The organism is Kamptonema sp. UHCC 0994 (genome assembly GCF_029167235.1).
In the GTDB taxonomy this organism is placed as follows: Bacteria; Cyanobacteriota; Cyanobacteriia; order Cyanobacteriales; family Microcoleaceae; genus Kamptonema.
Genome location: NZ_JARFTR010000126.1, coordinates 13,971 through 36,435, shown reverse-complemented (window position 1 = coordinate 36,435; position 22,465 = coordinate 13,971). Strand labels below are relative to the sequence as shown.

18 protein-coding genes are annotated in these 22,465 nt (G+C 42.9%); 9 read left to right on the top strand and 9 right to left on the bottom strand.

Annotated features, from left to right (window positions below; translation table 11 throughout):
* Nucleotides 1-339: 339 nt before the first annotated feature.
* The 9 genes from PY364_RS12190 to sufB form a co-directional block, all read right to left on the bottom strand.
* Nucleotides 340-2,040, bottom strand: a complete 1,701-nt coding sequence (locus PY364_RS12190) for a hypothetical protein (protein ID WP_275522823.1) — start codon at nucleotides 2,038-2,040, stop codon at nucleotides 340-342.
* A 435-nt stretch (nucleotides 2,041-2,475) separates the two neighbouring features.
* Complete coding sequence (locus PY364_RS12185) at nucleotides 2,476-2,955, bottom strand: NUDIX domain-containing protein (RefSeq protein ID WP_275522822.1); 480 nt, start codon at nucleotides 2,953-2,955, stop codon at nucleotides 2,476-2,478.
* Nucleotides 2,956-3,374: 419 nt separating this feature from the next.
* Nucleotides 3,375-4,724 (bottom strand): APC family permease, encoded by a 1,350-nt coding sequence (locus PY364_RS12180; protein ID WP_275522821.1) that lies wholly within the window; start codon nucleotides 4,722-4,724, stop codon nucleotides 3,375-3,377.
* Nucleotides 4,725-4,756: 32 nt separating this feature from the next.
* Nucleotides 4,757-5,842, bottom strand: coding sequence for a 4-oxalomesaconate tautomerase (locus PY364_RS12175; protein WP_275522820.1), 1,086 nt, complete (start codon nucleotides 5,840-5,842; stop codon nucleotides 4,757-4,759).
* Between the two features lie 107 nt (nucleotides 5,843-5,949).
* Nucleotides 5,950-7,209 (bottom strand): SufS family cysteine desulfurase, encoded by a 1,260-nt coding sequence (locus PY364_RS12170; RefSeq protein ID WP_275522819.1) that lies wholly within the window; start codon nucleotides 7,207-7,209, stop codon nucleotides 5,950-5,952.
* Between the two features lie 206 nt (nucleotides 7,210-7,415).
* Nucleotides 7,416-8,747 (bottom strand): Fe-S cluster assembly protein SufD, encoded by a 1,332-nt coding sequence (gene sufD, locus PY364_RS12165; RefSeq protein WP_275522817.1) that lies wholly within the window; start codon nucleotides 8,745-8,747, stop codon nucleotides 7,416-7,418.
* Nucleotides 8,744-9,535 (bottom strand): Fe-S cluster assembly ATPase SufC, encoded by a 792-nt coding sequence (sufC, locus tag PY364_RS12160; RefSeq protein WP_275522815.1) that lies wholly within the window; start codon nucleotides 9,533-9,535, stop codon nucleotides 8,744-8,746. Before sufC ends, sufD begins: the two co-directional genes overlap by 4 nt.
* A gap of 53 nt (nucleotides 9,536-9,588) precedes the next feature.
* A complete protein-coding gene (locus PY364_RS12155) occupies nucleotides 9,589-10,023 on the bottom strand; it encodes a clan AA aspartic protease (RefSeq protein WP_275522813.1) in 435 nt (144 codons plus the stop codon).
* A gap of 47 nt (nucleotides 10,024-10,070) precedes the next feature.
* The gene (gene sufB / locus PY364_RS12150; RefSeq protein WP_275522812.1) at nucleotides 10,071-11,510 is read right to left on the bottom strand and encodes a Fe-S cluster assembly protein SufB; all 1,440 of its coding nucleotides are present in this window, start codon (nucleotides 11,508-11,510) and stop codon (nucleotides 10,071-10,073) included.
* 336 nt (nucleotides 11,511-11,846) lie between these two features.
* On the opposite strand from sufB, the gene sufR reads away from it, so the two are divergent.
* From sufR to PY364_RS12105, 9 genes are all read left to right on the top strand, one after another.
* On the top strand, nucleotides 11,847-12,509 hold the full coding sequence (gene sufR, locus PY364_RS12145) for an iron-sulfur cluster biosynthesis transcriptional regulator SufR (RefSeq protein WP_275522811.1): 663 nt from the start codon (nucleotides 11,847-11,849) through the stop codon (nucleotides 12,507-12,509).
* Nucleotides 12,510-12,576: 67 nt separating this feature from the next.
* Nucleotides 12,577-12,984, top strand: coding sequence for a hypothetical protein (locus PY364_RS12140; protein ID WP_275522810.1), 408 nt, complete (start codon nucleotides 12,577-12,579; stop codon nucleotides 12,982-12,984).
* A 17-nt stretch (nucleotides 12,985-13,001) separates the two neighbouring features.
* Nucleotides 13,002-13,301 carry a tetratricopeptide repeat protein gene (locus PY364_RS12135; protein ID WP_275522809.1) on the top strand — a complete coding sequence of 100 codons (300 nt, stop codon included), beginning with the start codon at nucleotides 13,002-13,004 and terminating at the stop codon, nucleotides 13,299-13,301.
* A 183-nt stretch (nucleotides 13,302-13,484) separates the two neighbouring features.
* A complete protein-coding gene (locus PY364_RS12130; RefSeq protein ID WP_275522807.1) occupies nucleotides 13,485-13,970 on the top strand; it encodes a chemotaxis protein CheW in 486 nt (161 codons plus the stop codon).
* A complete protein-coding gene (locus tag PY364_RS12125; protein WP_275522806.1) occupies nucleotides 13,942-15,249 on the top strand; it encodes a CheR family methyltransferase in 1,308 nt (435 codons plus the stop codon). Before PY364_RS12130 ends, PY364_RS12125 begins: the two co-directional genes overlap by 29 nt.
* A gap of 88 nt (nucleotides 15,250-15,337) precedes the next feature.
* A complete protein-coding gene (locus PY364_RS12120) occupies nucleotides 15,338-17,089 on the top strand; it encodes a methyl-accepting chemotaxis protein (RefSeq protein WP_275522805.1) in 1,752 nt (583 codons plus the stop codon).
* Between the two features lie 227 nt (nucleotides 17,090-17,316).
* Nucleotides 17,317-18,636, top strand: coding sequence for a methyl-accepting chemotaxis protein (locus PY364_RS12115; protein WP_275522803.1), 1,320 nt, complete (start codon nucleotides 17,317-17,319; stop codon nucleotides 18,634-18,636).
* Between the two features lie 40 nt (nucleotides 18,637-18,676).
* Nucleotides 18,677-19,366, top strand: coding sequence for a chemotaxis protein CheW (locus tag PY364_RS12110; protein WP_275522802.1), 690 nt, complete (start codon nucleotides 18,677-18,679; stop codon nucleotides 19,364-19,366).
* Nucleotides 19,363-22,326, top strand: a complete 2,964-nt coding sequence (locus tag PY364_RS12105) for a response regulator (RefSeq protein WP_275522800.1) — start codon at nucleotides 19,363-19,365, stop codon at nucleotides 22,324-22,326. The genes PY364_RS12110 and PY364_RS12105 overlap by 4 nt, the downstream gene beginning before the upstream one ends.
* The last annotated feature ends 139 nt before the right edge of the window (nucleotides 22,327-22,465 follow it).

Sequence of the window (22,465 nt, the reverse complement as noted above, 5' to 3'; positions counted from 1 at the left end):
CTCGCAACGCTTCGCGCCTCGCAACGCTTCGCGCCTCGCAACGCTTCGCGCCTCGCAACGCTTCGCGCCTCGCAACGCTTCGCGCCTCGCAACGCTTCGCGCCTCGCAACGCTTCGCGCCTCGCAACGCTTCGCGCCTCGCAACTGCGCTTCGCTTGACGCGCTTCGCTTGGCTCGCAATGACAAGTACAGCACTTTCCAGGTAAGTGAAGTACAGAGAAACCGGGTTTCTTGAATAAAACCGATTTCGGGCGATAAATCCAGAAGAAACCCGGTTTCTGGGGTCTACTTCATAAAGCTGGAATCCGCTGTATTTAACCGGACATGGTATAAGTCCTGATTAATTTGAGGTTGGTGATGGCTCAGACGAGGGAGGCGCTGAGGGTTCTGGCGCTGAGGTTGGTGATGGCTCAGACGAGGGAGACGCTGAGGGTTCTGGCGCTGAGGTTGATGATGGCTCAGACGAGGGAGACGCTGAGGGTTCTGGCGCTGAGGTTGATGATGGCTCAGACGAGGGAGACGCTGAGGGTTCTGGTTGAGCTGAAGGTTCCGGTGACAATGGCGTTGACGGTTCTGGTGATGACGTTGGTGATGGCTCAGATAATGGCTGAGTTGATGGTTGTGGTTGAGGTGATGTAATCGGTGATGGCTGAGTTGATGGTTGCGGTTGAGGTGATGTAGTCGGTGATGGCTGAGTTGATGGTTGCGGTTGAGGTGATGTAGTCGGTGATGGCTGAGTTGATGGTTGCGGTTGAGGTGATGTAGTCGGTGATGGCTGAGTTGACGGTTGTGGTTGAGGCGATGGAGTCGGCCCTACAGGAAGTGAACCGCAGATTTGCCGATCGTACTTAAAATCAAAAACCAACGGGTACAGCTTAGGATTGCTGCTTGCTGGAAATTTGTAAGCGATAGCAGCATTTTTTGCTGCCAGATTGAGAATGCTATAACCTTGTGTTACTAAAAGTTCAGGAGCAGCAGCGATCGCACCTTCCGGCTTGACAACTACGCCATAAATCACTCTGTCCTCAAGTTTTTGCGAACACGCTTCTCTGGGGTACGCTACTGGTACAGAAAACGGCTTCGTTGTTTCCAAAGTAGGATAAGCCTGCTGGAATTTGATCAACAGAGAATTATATGTATTTGCAAAGGCGATATTCTTTTCATCTTTCGCCGAAATAGAGCCATTTGAAGTCCCAGAGTTCGGCTGTTGCTCCTGTTGCCGAGCTTGGCGTTCCTCTTCCAGCTTTTGCCGCATCGCAGTCACTAGAGGACTTTCTGCCAGCCGATTTCTCTTAGTCGGATCTTGAACTGTTGGCGAAGGCGGTGTAACACTAGAATTTGTCCCTGGATCTTGGACTGTTGGCGAAATCTGTTTTGGATCTGGATTTACAGCCGTTTTATTTTGGTCAGAAGTGGTTCCCCCTTGGGGGAAGTCTTCGGGTGTGTATATTCTGGGAGGGTCAAACTGCGGCCTTCTGTTACCTGTGTTTCCTAGCCGATCTAGGTCACTCTCACTTTGGGGATCTGTTCGGTCTGGGTTCGGTTCTGGCAGAGGAAATCCTTGCAGCGGTGGGGGTGGAATCACAGGACTAGGCTGCGATCGCAGGGAAGGCGGATCGATGAATGAGGGATAATTTGGGGTTGGGGTGAATGCGGTTTGATTGGAGGGTTGAGGCGAATTTAATGGGGGTAGAGGCGCAGCAAAAGACGGCATCCGCGGAGGTAAGGAAGGTAACTGAATTGAAGAAGGTTCTGGGGGTAATGGTGGTATTAAATTAGGGGGTGCAGGAATGGGTGATATTGAGAAATTTGGTGGCGATATTTGCGCTGGCAATGTTTGCGGCAAGCGGCTCATTTCTGCGGGTGTTAATTCTACTATTTCAACTTTTCCCGGTAGCTTTGGTTGTGAGTAAAATATGGATAGCACAGGGGTGCTTACTCCCAGTATTCCGTGAATGCCTACAGAGGCGATCGCTGCCCACCATGTCGGTTGGCGCAGTTGTTCAGTTAGACCAGAGAATAGGGATGAAGAGTAAGACATACTAAGATTGGTAATTGGTAATTGGTAATTGGTAATTGGTAATTGGTAATGGCTAATGGCTAATGGCTAATGGCTAATGGCTAATGGCTAATTGGTAATGGCTAATGGCTAATGGCTAATGGCTAATGGCTAATTACCGATCCTCCCCATCTCCCTCTCTCTTCCTCTTTCCCTAGTCCCTAGTCCCTAGTCCCTAGTCCCTAGTCCCTAGTCCCTTCTTTGGTAAGCAGTAGGTAATCAACTACTTCACGGGGTAATGTAATTTGTTCTACCACAAAAGGGCGATCGCGCCACTCATACCGCTACCATAGCGCCCAAACCTGCTAGTAGACACAACTTACTATTAAAACTACTACATCAGACTAATCGAGGGCTGTTTCCAAATTTGTTACGCGATCGTCTCTCCGATATCAGCCATACATCTTGATTACCACATTACCACCGATACCGATGGCGTTTAAAGGGCGCACCCTCGAAACTGAGCACCTCCAGGGGGTAAATAGGGGCACCACTCGCCATGTAATAAATCATTTCCCGCACTTCCTCTCCCCGTAAGGATAGCCGATCTAATTCCTTGAGAGAATACCACTGTGCGCCCAAGGTATGCTCGTCTGGTTTACTTTTCGGAGGGGTGCTGTCTTCTGGGCGGGCGACGAAAATTACTCTAACACGAACTATACCCTTGGGCATGACTGTATGCTCAAAGCGGAGAATTCCTTCAATTACGATGGGGATACCTGCTTCCTGTAAAGTATTGCGTTGTGCTGCTTCCAGCAGACTCTCTCCTGGTTCGACTCGCCCCGCAGGAAGGTACCACTGCTGCTCGTGTTTGCGCTCGTGTACCATTAGAAAACGGTTTTCTAAGTGAACGACAACTAGGGTAAAATACCATGTAGGAATTGGCTCGCGAGCCATAGAATCTTAGCTCAGTTGGATGTGAAAATCAGGAAACATATCCTGCAACTATAGTATGGCTTTGGTGCGATCTGTCTTTTTAATCGTGGATGGTTGAAGGCAATCGATTTATAGCAACCGCTTTCGTCGGTTAGGGGCGCTTAGGCTAGGGGCGCTTAGGCTAGGGAAAGAAGGGAAAGAAGGAAATAGAATAAGCGAGTTTGGTAGGAAATCAGAACGTCTTAACTGCCAAGAAGGTTGCTATAAATAGGACTTAGGCACGTACTACGATTGAATGGGTTGCCACCCCCTTCAGTCTTGTCTGGGTTTCGGGCGAGATTATCGCCCCGTCAGCTCACAATGACAGAATTGGGTGTTTGTGTGCGTAAGTCTTAATAATACCTCACTTTTAGGGAGGAAAGAAGCAGGCGATTTTTGTATTATTCCTCGGTTACTGTTGTACTTAAACCTGCGGTTAAATAAATCCGGTGCGCTATCAAATGCCAGATTACTCCAACAACAATTACTCCCAAACCAACTAACCAGACTTGCCAATCCAGACAAAAAGCCAAAACTACAGAAGACAAAAGAGCTATCCAAGTTATTCCTATGGGATACAAACGTTCTTCATCACTGAGACGCAGTGTTGCTAGAGCCACAATAAAACACCGATAAAGAGCGCCGAAAGTTCCAAAAGCCCAAGTAGTTTTCACATTACCAATTAACACTAAAAGTGCAATCGCAATTCCCACAGAAATAACAGCCCAATAGGGTGTTGAGCCGGTACTGTTTAATTGGGTAAGAAAACGGGGCATATCTCCTCGCCTACCCATCGCTAAAATCAAACGAGATAAACTCAAAACTGTACTGAGTAGGATACTCAGCATTGCCGTAATCGCACCAATTGCTACAATTGTTGGTGCAACAGGAATGCCAAAACTCTCAGCTACAACTTCTAAAGGTGCTGCTTGCACTCTTGCTGCTTCGCTAAAAGCTAATGGGCCAATTGAACCCAAACTTACTATCGCTAAGCCAATGTAAAGTAGCATCGTAAAAACTATCGTAATAATTACGGATTTGGGGATGTTTTTTCTAGGTTCTACTACTTCTTCACTTAACAGAGCTATGCGAGCCGCACCATTGTAAGCAACAAACAATAAAGCAATTGACTGAAGCTGATTTTTGAGCCAATTGCTACCATCAATCTCAGGAAAAGCCAGATTTGCTAAAGCATTCTCCGGGAAAACGATTAAACCAGCAACAATCAAGAACAATAAAGAGCCAATTGTCACTGATAAAACAACTAAAGTTGTGATTTTAGAAGTCCGTATTCCCGCCAGAACAACTAAAGTCATAATTAAAATTGCCGCTTCAGCTACAGGTACTAGATAACCTCTCTCAGTCACACCTATGGTACTAAGTAAGTAGCCAGCAAAACTGAGGGCGGCTGTTGCTGCGACAGCCATTTTACCCAAAAGAAATAACCAGCCAGCAGTAAAACCTAGCCAAGGGTTCAAGTACTTGTAGCCATACTCATACACACCACCACTAACAGGATGACTAACTGCAAGTTGGGTGAGATTAAGACTATTGCAAGCCACTACCAACCCAGCTAAAATTAATGCGACAATTACGGCAGAACCAGATACTTCTGTAGCAAGTCCAAGACTAACAAAAATCCCCACTCCCAGGACTGAGCCTAATCCCATGATGGTCGAACCAAACCAACCTAACTCTCGCTTCAGTTGTTTTGGTTCAGTTGCCGATACCTTAGAATTTTCTGTATTCATCTGCTATCAAGGATTGATTTGTGTCCAACTACTTACCGATTCCAAAGATGAGCAGGGACGTGAATATTGCCTGAGAACAGCAGACGTGCTGTACGCACCACGCCAGCGCGTTCCACATTTATATCAGAACCTTGGCAGCTAGTTACCAAGACTACCTCAATCTTTCCTAAAGGATGCTCGATTACGATAGTTTCTCTTTGAGCACCCGTCACAATGGCTATCTCATCAGCGACAGAACCTTTTAGTACAGCACAGCAGCCAACGCAGATTCCCCCAAGGACTGCGTGGGTGGTATGACAAACATCTGGAACAAAATAGCGGGATGTCACGTTACCTCCATAACGTGGTGGTGCGAGAATCGCGAACTTGGGAATAACGCTATTAGCAACATTACTAAGTCCCATTCTCAAACCAGCAATGCGACGAATTGCCTCAATACGATTAAAAAATGCAGTATCGGCATCAAGTTCCGCTTTGGTTTCATAACCTGTTTTGCCCAAATCCTCGGCACGGGCAATTACCATCGGCATTGCAACATCAATACAGGTCACTTCAACGCCTTCAATTTTCTCGCGTAGTTGACCTGTTGGTAATAACTTGCCTGTCTTAGAACCGACAACATCCATAAAACTAAGCTGGATTGGTGCTGCTGTTCCAGGTACGCCGTCAATTTTTGTGTGGCCTTGATAATCGATACAACCGCCTGGAGTTTGTACTATGGCTTCAATCAATGAACCAGTGTTGACGGCATGAATCTTAACTGTTGTTTGACCATTCACAGCCTTGACTAAACCCATTTCTAGTGCTGCGGGAGCAACACCAGCGAGGATATTGCCACAGGAAGGTTCCACGTCAACTTTGGGCTGAGCAATTTTTACTTGCGCGAAGAGGTAGTCTATATCTGCCCAGGGATGAGTTGAAGGAGATAAGATGGCGACTTTGCTAGTAAGTGATGTGGCACCTCCAACACCGTCGATTTGCAGTTCGTCAGGGGAACCCATTGCTGCTAGTAGCACCTTGTCTCGTAGTGCGATTTCTTCTGGTAGGTCTTGCTTAAGGAAGTAAAGTCCCCGTGATGTACCACCTCGGATAAATAAGCTAGGTATTGCTATTTGCATCTGTGAATCGGGTTTCTACCATAACAGAAGATAGTAGTTTTCCGTAAATCCTATCTAAGTATAGATAGGATGGGAAACACCCAGCTTAAAAGCATAACATACTTTACTCAAATATTACTCCCGAAAAAATCGATTGCATCCTTCAAAGCCGCAATAAATACATCAATTTCTTCACGAGTATTGTAAAAATATAAACTCGCCCGCGCACTAGCTCTAATACATAAATAACGGTGCAAAGGCTGAGTGCAATGATTACCGGCGCGAATAGCAACCCCCGCCTGGTCTAACATCTCAGATAAGTCGTGAGGATGCAAATCTCCAACATTAAAAGCGGCTAAAGCTGCCCGACCTTCCCCATTAATATCGGGCTTCGGCCCATACAATGTAATATTTGGGATTTCTCGCAATCTTTGGAATAAATAAGCAGTCAATTCTGCTTCATAAGCATGAATTTTATCCATGCCAATGTTACTTAAATAATCTACTGCTGCACCGAGGGCAATTGCTTCTGCAATTGCGGGAGTACCCGCCTCAAATTTATGCGGTAAATCGGCATAAGTAGAATGGTCAAGAAATACATCGGCAATCATCTCGCCGCCGCCCATAAATGGAGGCATTGACCGCAGTAATTCTAACTTACCGTAGAGAAAACCAATGCCAGTAGGAGCGCACATTTTATGACCAGAAGCTACTAGCCAATCACAATCAATATCCTGCACATCTACGCTCAGATGGGGTAAACTTTGACAACCATCAATTAAAACTTTTGCACCATAATTATGGGCAATTTTACAAATCTCTTTGACTGGATTAATACAGCCTAGAGCATTGGAAACGTGGACTACAGAGACTAACTTGGTTTTGTCAGAAATTAGGCTTTTAAACAGTTCTAAATCAAATTCTTGGGTGTCAGTAAGTTCGACAAATTTCAGGACTGCGCCTGTCCTTTTTGCGACAAATTGCCAAGGGACAATATTGCTGTGATGTTCCATGATAGAAAGGATGATTTCATCGCCTGGTTCCAGGTTGCTAAATCCCCAAGAATAGGCGACTAAATTAATTGCTTCACTGGCATTACGGGTGTAGATAATTTCTTGGCGAGAAGCTGCATTGATAAAGGCCGCAATTTTATCTCGCGCTGCTTCATAGGCATCAGTAGCTCTACCGCTGAGCGTGTGCGCTCCCCGATGCACGTTAGAATTATCTTGTTGATAGTAATCTCGGAGTACATTGAGGACAGCTAAAGGCTTTTGAGAGGTAGCTGCATTGTCTAAATAAACGAGGGGTTGGCCGTTGACTTCTTGTTCTAAAATTTGGAAGTCGGGGCGCACTTTAGATGCTAGGGTTTTTTCTTGAGTAATAGTCATTTTTTTTGGTAATAGGTAGCGATGAATTAAAACTTTATGCTTCAGTACCGCCGGAGGTTAAAACCTCCGTCTAATAGTTAAAGTCGGTTGAAATCGACTGAAAACTTTAGTTAAAAATCGCTTTATGTTTAGTCCTCTTAAGAGGAATTTAGCGATGAAACGGGGGGTAAAACCCCCGGCGGGTTGATGGCTTAGCAGCAGAAAAATTAAGTACGACTTGCTACAATACAAGCCAGCATTTCTCGCACCGCAGCTACAGGTAACTGATTGAGAATTTCCGCCGCAAACGCATTGATTAACAAATTTCGGCTCATATCTTCATCTAAACCGCGACTTTGCAGATAGAAAATCTCATCATCCTCCAATTGGCTGACAGTTGCACCGTGAGAACACTTAACATTATCAGCAGTAATTTCTAACTGTGGCTTAGTATCAACCCGTGCTTTTGGTGACAGCAACAAATTGCGGCTTAATTGTCCAGCATCTGTCAATTGTGCAAGTTTGGGAACAAAAACTTTGCCGTTAAATACAGCATGAGCTTTATCATCAATAATGCACTTATGCAATTGACGACTCGTGCCATGAGGATGATTAAAACCGATTAAACTGTGAGTGTCTGCTAACTGTTCCCCGCCAATTAATGTTAAACCATTTAGCGTTGTCTCAGTAGCTTCTCCCCCCTGAGATACATCTAAATTATGGCGCGATATTTTTGCTCCCAAACTAATAGCATGGCAGGTATAGCGACTATTACGGGATTGCGAGATTGCACTTTTCCCAATGTGAAAAGCTTTTCCACCTTCCCGCTGAATACGAATGTGATTAACAGCAGCATTTTCACCTACTACTATATCTGTCACCGCATTAGTGAAAGTAGAGATATTGCCAAGAGTAACATAATCCTCAACCAGGGTTACACTACTTCCTGGTTCAGCTATTACTAAACAGTGCGGTTGGGACATTGTAGGAGTGGCCCCGGCAACCGTCACAAATAGTAAGTGGATGGGATTATCTATTGCTTTATTTGCAGGCACAAATACTACTGCTGTATCCACTAAACCTGCGACATTCAAAGCTGAGAAAACTTCTGTATGCTCATTCTTGCTTAAACAAGCGCGAATCCGAGCATGATAAAGTGCAGGTGCATTAGTTAAATTCCCTGCATAAAATTCCAGCGCTAAAGTTGGGAGTTCAGAAGATGGAACTGTTGACAATTGCGGGGCATAGTTACCATTGACAAATACTAATCTCAATGGTACATCATCTTTGGCATTGACAGGTAAAGTGATATCTGCCAAGCTAATATCTACCTGATTATTCTCAGCTACAGCGAAAGGAATTTCTAATAGCGGTGACAAATTTGTAAACCGCCATTCTTCATCTCTGGTAGTGGGGAAAGAAGCAGAAAGTACATATTCCGTAGCCACGTCACGCAAATCTTTTAACCCATAAGGGCAATTTTCATTTGTACTAATTTGGCGACACTGACTCACGATATCAGGCAAAAATGTTTCTCGATTAATAACTTTTACAGTCATCGCGCCGCCACCTCTGATGCTTCAGCTTCTACTACCCAATCATAACCGCGTGCTTCCAATTCCAGTGCCAAATCTTTAGTACCAGTAGTCAGAATTCGTCCACCTTCCATGACGTGAACGTAATCCGGCACAATATAATTTAACAACCGCTGATAATGAGTAATTACGAGCATGGCATTCTCAGCATTTGCTAACTGATTCACGCCAGTTGCGACAATTTTCAGCGCATCGATATCTAAACCCGAATCAGTCTCGTCTAAAATTGCTAATTTCGGTTCTAATAGTGCCATTTGCAGAATCTCATTGCGCTTTTTCTCGCCGCCAGAAAAACCCTCATTCACGCTGCGGTCAAGAAAAGCTGGATTCATCTTGACAATATCCAACTTTTGCTCTACTAAATCTTGAAAATCAAAAGTATCAAGTTCTTCTAATCCCTGATGCTTTCGACGGGAATTGTAAGCTACTCGCAAAAAGTCAAGATTACTCACTCCCGGAATTTCCAAGGGATATTGAAAAGCCAAAAACACACCCGCTAAAGAGCGTTCTTGTGGTGATAATTCCAGCAAATTGTGTCCTAAGAAAATAACTTCGCCACCCGTTACTGTATAAGCAGGATGACCAGCTAAAATCTTAGAGAAAGTGCTTTTCCCCGAACCATTCGGCCCCATAATCGCGTGAATTTCACCCGCCTTAATTTCTAGGTTCAAACCTTTAAGGATTTGCGTCCCATCAACATCAGCAGTTAAATCCCGAACTGACAATATAACTTGACTATTTTCAACAATCATCTCTCTTTTTTTCTCCTTTGCGCGTTCTGCGCTTTTGGGGGTTTAATTTGACTTCACTTAAGAAGCATTCTAGCAATATCAGGACTTTCTGGATTCACAATCAATTGTTCCCGTTTGGGGTCAATCAAAACATCCATATCCTGCATGGGAATTGCCCCCAGTAAAACCACATTACTATTAGGAACAACCATCGCCCTTACAGTGGTAATTCGATTTTCAAACCGGATTTCCACAGGGCCGACTATTTCTAATCGGACTATCGAACCATCCGCTAATTCAGCTTGCTTTTCATCTAATTTACCAAGATTTAGCTGATTTTTTACCGCTTCAGTAATGGCTAACATGGAAGAACCACTGTCTACCAATGCTCTAACTTTGACGGATTTAATCTGATCTTCTTGGATATAGCCTTCTCGAAACAGTGCTCTATCGTCACTGCGAATTAGTTCAATTTCTGCGTAAGTAATCCCCATGTTTTCTGTTTTCATTGCCATCAACCTTGCTAAGATGAAGGTGGGCAAAGCCCACCCAACAATCAACCAACACTGCCTTCTAACTTCAAGCTTAATAACTTGTCAGCCTCCACAGCAAATTCCATCGGTAATTGATTGAAAACATCCTTACAAAATCCGCTAATCATCATGGAAATAGCATCTTCTGGCGAAATTCCCCGTTGTGCAAAAAAGAACAATTGATCCTCTCCAATCTTGGAGGTAGAAGCTTCATGCTCAACTTTAGCCGTGTGATTTTGCACTTGGATATAAGGGAAAGTATTAGCTTGAGCATTATCGCCAATTAACATTGAATCGCACTGAGAATAATTCCGCGACCCCTTAGAATTCGGCCCCATTTTGACCAAACCACGATAGCTATTGGATGATTTTCCCGCCGAAATTCCCTTAGAAATAATCGTACTGCGGGTATTTTTACCGATATGTACCATCTTGGTACCAGTGTCAGCTTGCTGCTTGTGATTGGTCAGGGCTACTGAGTAAAATTCTCCCACAGAGTTGTCACCAACAAGCACGCAACTAGGATATTTCCAAGTAATCGCAGAACCGGTTTCTACCTGCGTCCAAGAAATCTTAGAATTGACTCCCTGACATAAACCCCGCTTGGTCACAAAATTGTAAATGCCGCCTTTACCATTTTCATCGCCAGCATACCAATTTTGCACTGTTGAATATTTGATGTCAGCGTTATCTAATGCTACCAATTCTACAACAGCGGCGTGTAATTGGTTAGTATCAAACATCGGTGCGGTGCAGCCTTCCAAATAGCTAACACTGCTGCCGGCTTCGGCGATAATTAATGTGCGTTCAAATTGCCCAGAGTCGCCGTTATTGATGCGAAAATATGTAGACAATTCCATCGGGCATTTTACGCCTTTGGGAATATAGACGAAGGAACCGTCGCTAAATACGGCAGAATTGAGCGCCGCGAAGTAGTTATCACCTACGGGGACAACACTACCGAGATATTTTTCAATTAGTTCGGGATAGTCTTTGACTGCTTCGGAAATCGAACAGAAAATTACCCCATCTTTGGCTAGTTTTTCTCTGAAGGTGGTAGCGACGGAAACGCTATCAAAAACTGCGTCAACGGCAACGTTACTGAGTCTTTTTTGCTCAGATAAGGAAATGCCTAATTTCTCGAAGGTTTCTAACAAAACGGGGTCAACTTCTTCGAGGCTGTTTAGTTTTTTGGGTTTTTGCCGGGGTGCAGAATAATAAATGATTTCTTGGTAGTTGATGGGGGGGTAGCTGACGTGGGGCCAAGTGGGCTCGGTCATTTTCAGCCATTGCCGGTAGGCCTTGAGACGAAATTCCAGCATGAAGGCTGGCTCGTTTTTCTTGGAGGAAATCAGGCGGACGACTTCTTCGCTGAGACCGCGAGGGATGGTGTCTGACTCGATTTCGGTGACAAAGCCGTATTTATAGGGCTGATTGACTAAGGTTTGGACTGTAGCACTCATTATCTTGTGTTCTCTAGTGTTCTGGACGATTCTCTCAGGATGGCAGGCGGTGAGGGCCGTCTGGGTAGAGCTTTTTCTTGGGGAAGGCTCTGGGTTAAACAACAGATTTGTTGCTTAAGTATATTTTAAGCTACATTAACAACAGTGATATTGTCAAAGTCAAAGAAATTATCTTGAGACTTGCCGCAGGGATTGCTTGTCATTGCGAGGGCTGCGAAGTAATCTCAACGCTTTAAGGGGATTGCTTCGCTGGGCTGGCAATGACGTATTTGCACTTTCAATGACGTATTTTCGTCAAAATGTCAAAATGTGTAAGTTTTGTATATTTTTGTAAAGATGATGACTACTACTCAGCAGCATTCCACGAAACAAGATATCCTGCAATATTTGCTCAGGGAAGGGAAGGTGACGGCCCTGAAGTTGGCGGAGTCTCTGAATGTAAGTCCCCAGGCGATTCGTCGCCACCTCAAGGACTTAGAAACTGAAGGATTGATTCAGTATCAATCGCTACAGACGGGTATGGGACGACCTCAGCATATTTATGAGCTTACAAGTCAAGGACGCGATCGCTTTCCTAACCGTTATGGCGAGTTTGCAGTTTCCCTCCTTGATACTTTAGCGGAAACTGTGGGTCGTGATGGCGTGATCGCATTGTTGGAAAAACAGTGGGAACGCAAGGCGATAGAGTATCGCCGTTTGGTGGGGAAAGGTTCTGTGGCAGAGCGGGTGGCGAGGTTGGTAGAACTTCGCAGGGTTGAGGGCTACATGGCTGAGTGCTATCCTGTAGATGCTACCGATACTCAAAATCAAGGTGCGGCAAATCGGTTTATATTTATAGAACATAATTGTGCAATTTCTAATGTTGCTGAGACCTTCCCTAGTGTGTGTGGCAATGAGTTAGAAATGTTTGCAGAGGTGCTACCAGATTGTACGGTACAACGGACTCACTGGATTATTGATGGTGAGCATCGTTGTGGTTATTTGATTACCAGTAAGTGAGCGGTAACGCCGATAATTTACAATCGCATTTATATTCCAATTACTAATTACCAAAGCTCAAATTACTATGCAACCTTTGGAGCAATTTTTAACAGCAGAAGAGTGCGCGGAAGTCGATCTAGCGCTGCTATCAGCTAAGGAGAAATTTTCTACACGACTGGCGATTTATGCTTTGAGGGTACTTAAGCAAATTGCCAAAGAAACAGGCTTAACGGTGGAAGCGGTGACGAATCAGCAGGTGACGAATTGGATTGAGAAGGATGAGAGTATTCAGCAAGAAATAGAGGTTGATGCTAGCTTTAAAAGCTTTTTTACAAATTTAGTAATTTCATCTTTGCGGCCCTTAAAGCAGATTTCCCTAGAAAGTGGGGAGTCGATGGAGGATTTAACAATCAAACAAGTGGTTGCATGGTTTGAAAAAGATGCTAAGATTAGGCGAGAGCAGGGTATTGATGCCGGGTTTTTGAAGTTGTAAACACAGGAAAATTTTATATGGCTACTCGTGTTGAGAAATCTTCCAAGCTAATTGACAAAGCTACAGTTTTGGCAAAGTCTGGCAATTGGGGAGAAGAAGCCAGGAAAATCAATAGTTCTATTATTGATTTAGACCCAAAAAATGCTGATGCTCATACGCGCTTGGCGCGGTGTCATGTTTTACTGGGAAATCTTGATAGTGCAGAACAAGTCTATGAAAAAGTGCTGAAGATTTATCCAGATAATTTGGTGGCTAAAAATAATCTGTCTAAGTTAAAGAAGAATCGCCCTTTATTTACGGGAGATAAACTCCTATAGTAACAATAAGTAAGTGAAAAGGGGAGCGCCGGATTTGAGAGAGATAGAAGATTCGGCGCGATCTAGGAGTTATTTTCCCTTAGAACAATGTAGAATAAAAATAAGTATATGGAAGATGAAATCCTCCATGTTTTTTAATTGTCTTAGCAAATATTGATATTCTTAGATCGTGGGGTGCTGCCAATGTTAATGCTATTGTTCTATGTAGGTAAAAATCTTTACGCCCTTGATACTTCTCAGGTGGTCGAAGTTATACCCAGAGTCCTTCTTAGAAAAACTCACCAAATGCCCGATTATGTTGCGGGTATGTTTCAATATCGCTCTGCGATCGTACCAGTTATCGATCTGTGCCATTTAATTCAGGGACAGCCTAGTTGCTCCTACTTGAGCACTCGAATTATTATGGTAAATTACTTTGGAAAGGATAACGCCAAGCGTTGTATAGGCTTGATGGCGGAACGAGTTACGGAAACTTTAAATAAGCCAGATAGTGATTTGATCGATGCTGGAACGCAATTAAATGAAGCTCCAGCTTATTTAGGAGAAATGATTATGGACGACAAAGGAATGATTCAGCGCATTAGGTTAGAATATTTGCTGTCTGACTCGCAGCACCAATATTTATTAGCAGGAAAAAACAATGGCAGAGATAATACAAGCCCAAATTGAGTCACTTCTGAAAGATAAAATTGGTTGGTCTGCCAGTATTCTTGGCTCTAAGGAAATTTCCAGAGCTGTAGAAAAACGGATGATAGCTGGGAATTTTCCCCATTTGCAAACTTACCTACAGCAGTTGCAAATATCACCTCCAGAAATCGATGCACTGATTGAATTATTAATTGTTCCTGAAACTTGGTTTTTTCGAGATTGGGAACCCTTTGTTTTTTTAGAGCATTATATTAGATCCGAGTGGTTGCTAAAGCAAAGTTACCGCAGATTGCGCGTGTTAAGCGTACCCTGTTCTTCTGGGGAAGAACCTTACTCAATTGCCATGAGCCTTCTGAATTCTGGCTTGATGTCTAATCAGTTTCAAATTGATGCTGTTGACATTAGCAAAATCTCTTTAAATAAAGCGAGAGAAGCCGTTTACAGTCAAAACTCATTTCGGGTCAAAAACCTAGAATTTCAGAGCCGTTACTTTACTAAATCCGACAATAGATATCACTTGCAGGACTCAGTTAAAAATGCGGTTAATTTTATACAGGGGAATCTAGTAGATCGAAATTTTCTCAGAGACAAAAATCCTTATGATATAATTTTTTGCCGGAATGTTTTAATTTATTTTGATGATTTAGCTAGAGTTAAAGCAATGGAGACTTTAAATGGTTTATTAAGGAATGAAGGGCTGCTATTTTTAGGACACGCAGAGAAAGGACAGCTATTAGACTCCTCTTTTGTATCGATCAAACATCCGTTTGCTTTCGCTTATCGAAAAATAGAAAAGAATAACTATCAACTAAATTTTTCTACCTGCCTAGAAAAGAAAACAAAATTGCCTCAATTGAGTGAAAAATCTATAGGAGTTACAAAACAAAATCAAGTTATAGTTAACCAAGAAAATCAAAATTCTGTCGCCGTTTTTGGTGGAGAAAGTACGACATCCAACCAGGAAACAATCAAGACTAAAGCTTCTATTCAACAGGAAAGTTCTTACCTAGAAAAAGCCCGCAAATTAGCTGATTCTGGACAATTAAATGAAGCCGCAAACATCTGTGAAACCTATCTCAAGAAAAATAGTGTCTGTGTTGAAGCTTATATTTTACTGGGAGAAGTTTACCAAGGAAAAGGGATGGAAAAACAGGCAGAGCAATGTTTCCAAAAAGCGATTTACCTCGCACCTAATAACTATGATGCGCTCTTGCATCTAACTTTACTAACAGAACATCGTGGCGATACTGCGAAAGCAGCCGTTCTGCGACAGCGAATTCAACGCCTAGAGAAATCTTAGGTTAGGTAGACATTGTTGAGCCAATTTGTTATATATTGATTAAGGGAAAGCATACACCGATAAACCACTACGAATAAAAGGTTGACTAATGTTTAAAAATATGAGTTTGCAAACGCGGCTAGTAAGCGCATTTCTGTTCATCGGCTCTCTGGTATTAATTGTAGGTATAATCGGCTGGAGTGGAAGCACAAAATTGAGCAGCGACCTTGTTACTATTGGTGGCAATGCTTTTCCTAGCACGGTTTCTTTATGGAAAGTTAATGAAGCACAGACTAGGGTAAATGCTTCAGATAAAGCTCTGATTATTGTAGCACTAACTTTGGAGCAAAGACAGCAAGAGTTAAAAAAAATAGAGGATGCCTTTAAGGATATCAACGATGGATTTAGTGTCTACGACCAACTCCCTCGCACATCCGAAGAAGACAAAATTCACAACAAACTTAAATCTATCTGGGATACTTGGACAGCGACACAGAAAGAATTTGAACAGTTACACAACCAATTCATTCAACTAGGTATAGTTAACCCCGGACAAGTTCAGTTAGATTTGGCACTTCAAGGAAGAATTAATTCTCCAGAGTTTGCCGCCGCCAAAAATGCTGGCGATATTTTGCAAGTAATGAGAGACCAATCATTTAGGAAGTTAGATCCGGCATACGAAACAGCAACAAATATGCTTTTAGACCTTCTACAATTCAATGAAAAACTAGCAGAAAATGCCACAGAAAGTGCAAAAAAAGATAGTGCTTCAATTTTGTTTGTGCTGGGCTTGTCTGTGTTGATTGCGCCAATTATTGCTATCCTTTTTGGTTGGTATTTTAGTAATATAATTGCCAAGCCACTAGGAGCAAAGATAGCTAGAGTGGTGGAAGTGGCAGAAAAGATTTCAACGGGAGATTTGACTACTAGCGTCAGGGATACAGGGGAACAGGATGAAGTAGGAAAATTAGAAACAGCCTTCCGAACTATGACAGAAAATCTGAGTTGTTTAATCCGCCAAGTGCAACAATCCGGCATTCAAATCACCTCTTCTGCCACCCAAATTGCTGCTTCTGGGAAAGAACTAGAAGCCACAATCACCGAACAAGTTGCCTCTACCAATCAGGTAGCCGCCACAGCGAGATTAATTGCTGCCACTTCTGGACAATTAGTCAAGACAATGGATGAAGTCGAACACACATCGCAGGTAACTGGACAGTCAGCAGGTGAAAGTCAAAAAGACCTGATGCAGATGGAAAAAACTATGCGAAAATTGGCAGAGGCAACAGGTAATATTTCGTTAAAACTGGGAGTAATTAACGATAAAGCTAACAGCATTAACAGCATTGTCACCACAATTACCAAAGTAGCAGATCAAACTAATTTACTCTCATTAAATGCGGCAATTGAAGCCGAAAAAGCTGGAGAGTACGGAACTGGTTTTGCTGTAGTTGCCCGTGAAATTCGCCGCCTAGCCGACCAAACAGCCGTTGCTACCCTTGATATTGAGAACATGGTAAAAGAAATGCAAGGGGCAGTTTCCACAGGGGTGATGGAAATGGATAAGTTCACCAAAAATGTAGAAGGGGGGGTGGAAGATGTTCGTAATATTGGCGAAAAATTAGAGTCAATTATTAGGCAAGTTCAAACCCTAACTCCTAGTTTTAAACAGGTGAGTAATAGCATGGAGGATCAGTCACAGGGTGCTCAACAAATCAGCGAGGCTATGGTGCAGCTCAGTGAAGCTTCATCGCAAACAGCGGAGTCTTTAGGTGAGATTAATGGTGCGATTAGCCAATTAAATGAGGCCGCACAAGGTTTGCGTCAAGAAATCTCTCGCTTTAAAGTTGCAACTGCGTGACTTAAAAAAATCAATCCAAATTTAGATTTTCACCCCATTAGATTTCCAAGAAAATTATCATGGTTGACAACAAAATGAACTTCCGAACACGCCTTCTCCTTACCTATTCGATTCCTGCGGTATTATTCATAGTCTTGAGCGGTCTAGTATATGTAAATGCTTCTCGCTCGCTCGACCTTTATCATAAAACAAGAATAGGGCGGAATACGCTTCTAGGGACAAAGGAAATGATATTGAGAGTTTCGTTGATGGCTCGGCAAGTTCGCGGCTATCTACTTGTGGGCAATGCTGAGGGTGCGTTACAATCTTTTGACATCCAGCAAAATAAGTATTTGGAAGCAAGGAAAGGGGTAGAACTACTAATTGACGAACATCCAAATCCCCAACAAAAAGAAAAATTTAGTAAGATGATGGAGCTAGAAACTCAATTTGAAGAACTCTCAAAAAGAACTTTCCGTTTGAGAGATGAAGGTAAGCTACAAGAGGCAATAAATACATACCTGGCAGAATCAAAAAACAATTTGGGAGAATTCGATAGAATAAATGAAGAATTTTCCAAAATTGAGCAAGACTCGTTGAAAGCGCTGAGTGATGACACAGAAAGGGCACTTAAGTTAATAAATTTATCATCTATAGCCATTACAGTTATTGCCTTAGTGGTGACGTATATGATCTTCAACCTAGCAAAAAACTTGAGTTCATTAATCCAACAGGTGCAGCAATCTGGGATTAAAATTACCAGTTCTAGCACCCAAATCGCCGCTTCTGGCAAGCAACTGGAAGCAACGATGACTGAACAGGCGGTTTCCACTAATCAGATGGCTGCTACAGTCAAGGAGATTGCTGCGACATCTTCACAACTGGTCAAGACTATGGATGAAGTTGAATATACATCGCAAGCAACGGCTCAGGGGACGGCGGATAGTCAAAAAGACTTAATACACATGGAAAAAACTATGCGGACGTTGGCGGATGCGACTAATACGATTTCATCAAAACTGGGAATAATTAGTGATAAAGCTAACAGTATTAACGGCATTGTTACTACAATTACCAAAGTAGCAGATCAAACTAATTTACTCTCATTAAATGCGGCAATTGAAGCCGAAAAAGCTGGAGAGTACGGAACCGGATTTGCTGTAGTTGCCCGTGAAATTCGCCGCCTAGCCGACCAAACAGCAGTTGCTACCCTTGATATTGAAAACATGGTCAAAGAAATGCAAGGAGCAGTTTCTACAGGGGTGATGGAAATGGATAAGTTCACCAAAGATGTAGAACTGGGAGTGGAAGATGTCCGTAATATTGGCGCAAAATTAGAGTCTATTATTGTGCAGGTTCAAACTTTAACTCCTCGCTTTCAACAGGTGAGTAATAGCATGGAAGGACAGTCCGAGGGGGCAAATCAAATCAGTGAAGGAATGATGCAGTTAAGTGAAGCTTCTTCGCAAACAACTCAATCTCTACGTGAGATTAACAATTCAATTAGGGAATTGAACGAAACGGCCCAAGGCTTACGCCAGCGAATCTCTGGTTACAATGTTGGTTAAAGCTGATGGTTCTACAGTAAACTAGGTAGAAAAGAAAGTTATGAGTAATGATTGCTGGAACAAAATAGGAGTTGAGGGCGATCGTTCCTGCGAACAACTCAAAGCAGTAATACACTGTCGGAACTGCCCCGTTTATTCTGCCGCCGGACGCAGTTTATTAGAAAGGGAAGCACCACCAGAGTATGTAAACGAGTGGACTGAGATACTGGCAAAAAGTCAGCCTGATTATTCTAAAATACAACTTGGTGGGACGATAGTTCCTTCAGGAGAAACGATATCAGTCGTGATCTGTCTGTTAGGTGGTGAATGGTTGGCTGTGCCAGTCAGGTTACTTCAGGAAGTAACAGATCCCTGTGTAATTCATACCTTACCTCACCGCAACAGCGAACTGTTTATGGGTTTGGTCAACATTAGAGGTGAAATTCTAATGTGTGTTTCCCTCAGCCATCTTCTCGATCTGCAAGCTAACGTTAACTCTTCAGAACGTCCTACTTCTGTTGCGGCTAAACGGATGATCGTTGTGGCAAAGAAAGAGAATCGTTGGGTTTTCATCGTTGACGAAGTTTGCGGTATTCATCGCTTTCCGATTAGGGAATTACAAAATACACCCGTAGTGATTTCAAAAGCATCAGAAGCTTATACAAAAGGGGTGATTCTTTGGCAGGGACATAAGGTGAATTACCTCGATTCCGATTTATTATTTTATGCCTTAAATAGGAGGATATTATGAGCGATATTACAATGCTAGACGTATTCCAGCAGGAGGTGGAAGCCCAAGTAGCTATATTAAACCAGGGTCTTCTATCCCTGGAAACCGAACCGCAGTCTGGGCAAAAGCTGGAGTCATTGATGCGTATTGCTAATGCGATTCAAGGAACCGCTAGGCTTGTTGAAATTGATGCAGCTATTAACCTGGCTCAGGTTATAGAAAATTCCCTGGATCGCGCCCAGAAGCAAAGCTTTGCACTAGGTAATAATGAAATTAATGTACTACTACAAGGGGTCGATTTACTTCTCAATATTAGCCGTCTCAAGGAAGAAAACTTAGACAGTTGGATTTCAGAAAATCAAGAAAATATCGCCCTACTTACAAATAGCATTGACACTCTACTGACATCAGGCACGCCATCCGTTTCTCAGTCAAAGTTAGAATTTAAAAGCTTGCCTGCAAATCCAGAAATCTCAAGTTTAGAAGTAGGTTTAGAAGATGAGGCGAACAGCAAACAGACAACTGTTTTTGCCAATATACCAACTATAACTACTCTACCAATTTCCCACCAAGAATATATCACAGAAGAACAAACAACCGCTAATAAATATAGTCAAGATGCTCTAGAAGCCGATGAGATGTTAACCATCGGTGATACTTCAATGTTAGAGTTATTCAAGCTAGAAGTAGATGCCCAAGCCGCTGTTTTAAGCGAGGGACTTTTAGCTCTAGAAAGTCAACCAGGGTCTCCCAAAGTTTTAGAGTCTTTAATGCGGGCAGCCCATTCTGTTAAAGGAGCCGCCCGCATTGTTGCCCTGGATGCTGCTGTTAATTTAGCTCACGTTATGGAGGACAGTTTTGTAGCAGCACAAAACCAAAAGATTACTCTAGAGGCAGATGAAGTTGATGTGCTGCTACATGGAGTCGATCTGCTGACAAATATCAGTCAGCAAGGGCAAAGTTGGGTTAAGGAAAATCGACAGGAGATTGAAACTACCAGAGAGGAAATTGCTGCTTTGTTGACACCAGGAGTCGCACCAGTGCGCTCTCAAGATTTACCCTCAAAGCAGGAAACTCAGGGAAAAACAACTGCGGGACAAAAACAAGAAATCGTTGTTGCCACTCCCGGTACTATCCGAGCACAACTAAATACTCAAAATAAGTCCCATGAAACCAACTCGATGATTAAGTCAACATCTAGCTATGTGGAGCAAGCAAAATTGCCCACAGCAGATAGTACCGCTAGCGATCGCGTTGTACGGGTAAGTGCCGACAACTTAAACCGGATCATGGGTTTAGCTGGTGAATCTCTAATCGAAGCAAATTGGCTTCAACCTTTTGCTGATTCTCTGACAATTCTCAAGAAACGCCAATTAGAATTATCGAAAATCTTAGAGATTTTTCAGCAAACTCTAGCAGTTAATCACCACCAAGATACGGAGAGCTATTTAGTAGCTGCTCGGACAAAGGAGCGGGAATGCCGTCAGATTTTAAGCGATCGTCTGATCGAATTAGAATTATATGCGCGTCGCACTAGCAATCTTTCCGATCGCCTCTATCAGGAAGTAATTCAATCTAATATGCGTCCGTTTGCCGATGGTGTGCAGGGTTTTCCCCGCATGATCCGCGATTTAGCGAGGAAGCTAAATAAGGAAGTGAAATTTGAAATTTTTGGCAAAGCTACCCCAGTAGATCGGGATATTATTAAAAAACTAGAAGCTCCCCTCACCCATATTTTAAGAAATTCTATAGATCACGGTCTTGAGCTTCCAGAAGAGCGCATAGCCGCAGGTAAACCCGCAGAAGGAACCGTGCGGTTAGAAGCAGTTCATCGAGGAGGAATGCTATCAATTACTATCACTGATGATGGGAGGGGAATTAACTTTGATTGGCTCCGCCAAAAAATTATTAATAAAAGTCTAGCGACACCCGAAATAGTAGCTCAGCTTAGCGAAAGTGAACTGATGGAATTTCTGTTTTTACCAGGATTTTCGACAGCAAAACAAGTCACTGAAATTTCCGGGCGGGGGGTGGGTTTAGATATTGCTAAAAGCATGGCACACGAAGTGGGAGGAACAGTGAGAGCTCTTTCTACTTTGGGAAAAGGCATAACTTTTCACTTCCAATTGCCATTGACTCTCTCCGTTGTCCGCACTCTATTAGTAGAAATATCTGGCGAACCTTATGCCTTTCCTCTAGCTCGAATTGAGCAAATTGTTAATGTAAATAAAAAAGAGATTGCCTCTGTAGAAAATCGCCAATATTTCACTATGGATAATAAGAATATCGGCTTAGTAGCTGCTTATCAAGTATTAGAATTAAAACAACCTCCGCCCAAATCCGAAACCTTATCTGTCGTAGTTATCAGCGAACAATCAGACTACTACGGACTGGTAGTAGATCGGTTTTTGGGCGAGCACGATCTAGTGGTAAGACCATTAGACCCTCGACTCGGTAAGGTTCAGGATATTAGTGCTGCGGCTCTGATGGGAGACGGTTCTCCAATTTTAATTGTCGATGCTTCTGACTTGATGCGTTCTGTTAATAATCTGCTTAATAACAGCCAATTAAACCGTGTTATTAGCAGTTCCGAGCAGATGGTGGTAGACAGTCGGAAAAGTATTTTGGTTGTCGATGATTCCATTACTGTGCGAGAAATGGAACGCAAATTATTACAAAATAAAGGTTACAAAGTTGATGTGGCGGTCGATGGAATGGAAGGTTGGCACGCGGTTTCTACAAATCACTACGATTTGGTAGTGAGTGATGTTGATATGCCCCGCATGAACGGAATTGAGTTTACCACCAAGATCAAAAACAATCCCAAGTTGAACTCAATTCCGGTAATTATTGTCTCCTATAAAGACCGTGAAGAAGACCGCATACGTGGATTAGAAGCGGGAGCAGATTATTACTTAACAAAAGCTAGTTTTCAGGACGATACATTGGTAAATGCCGTCTACGATTTGATTGGTCATTAGTTATTGGTTAGTGGTTAGTTGTTATTGGTTAGTAGTTAATAGTTGATTGTTGATTGTTGGTTGTTAATACTACTAACCTAGGAATTACACAAAACTATCCATAACGCCGCCATCTGGGCGGTAAAGGAATTACCAAGAT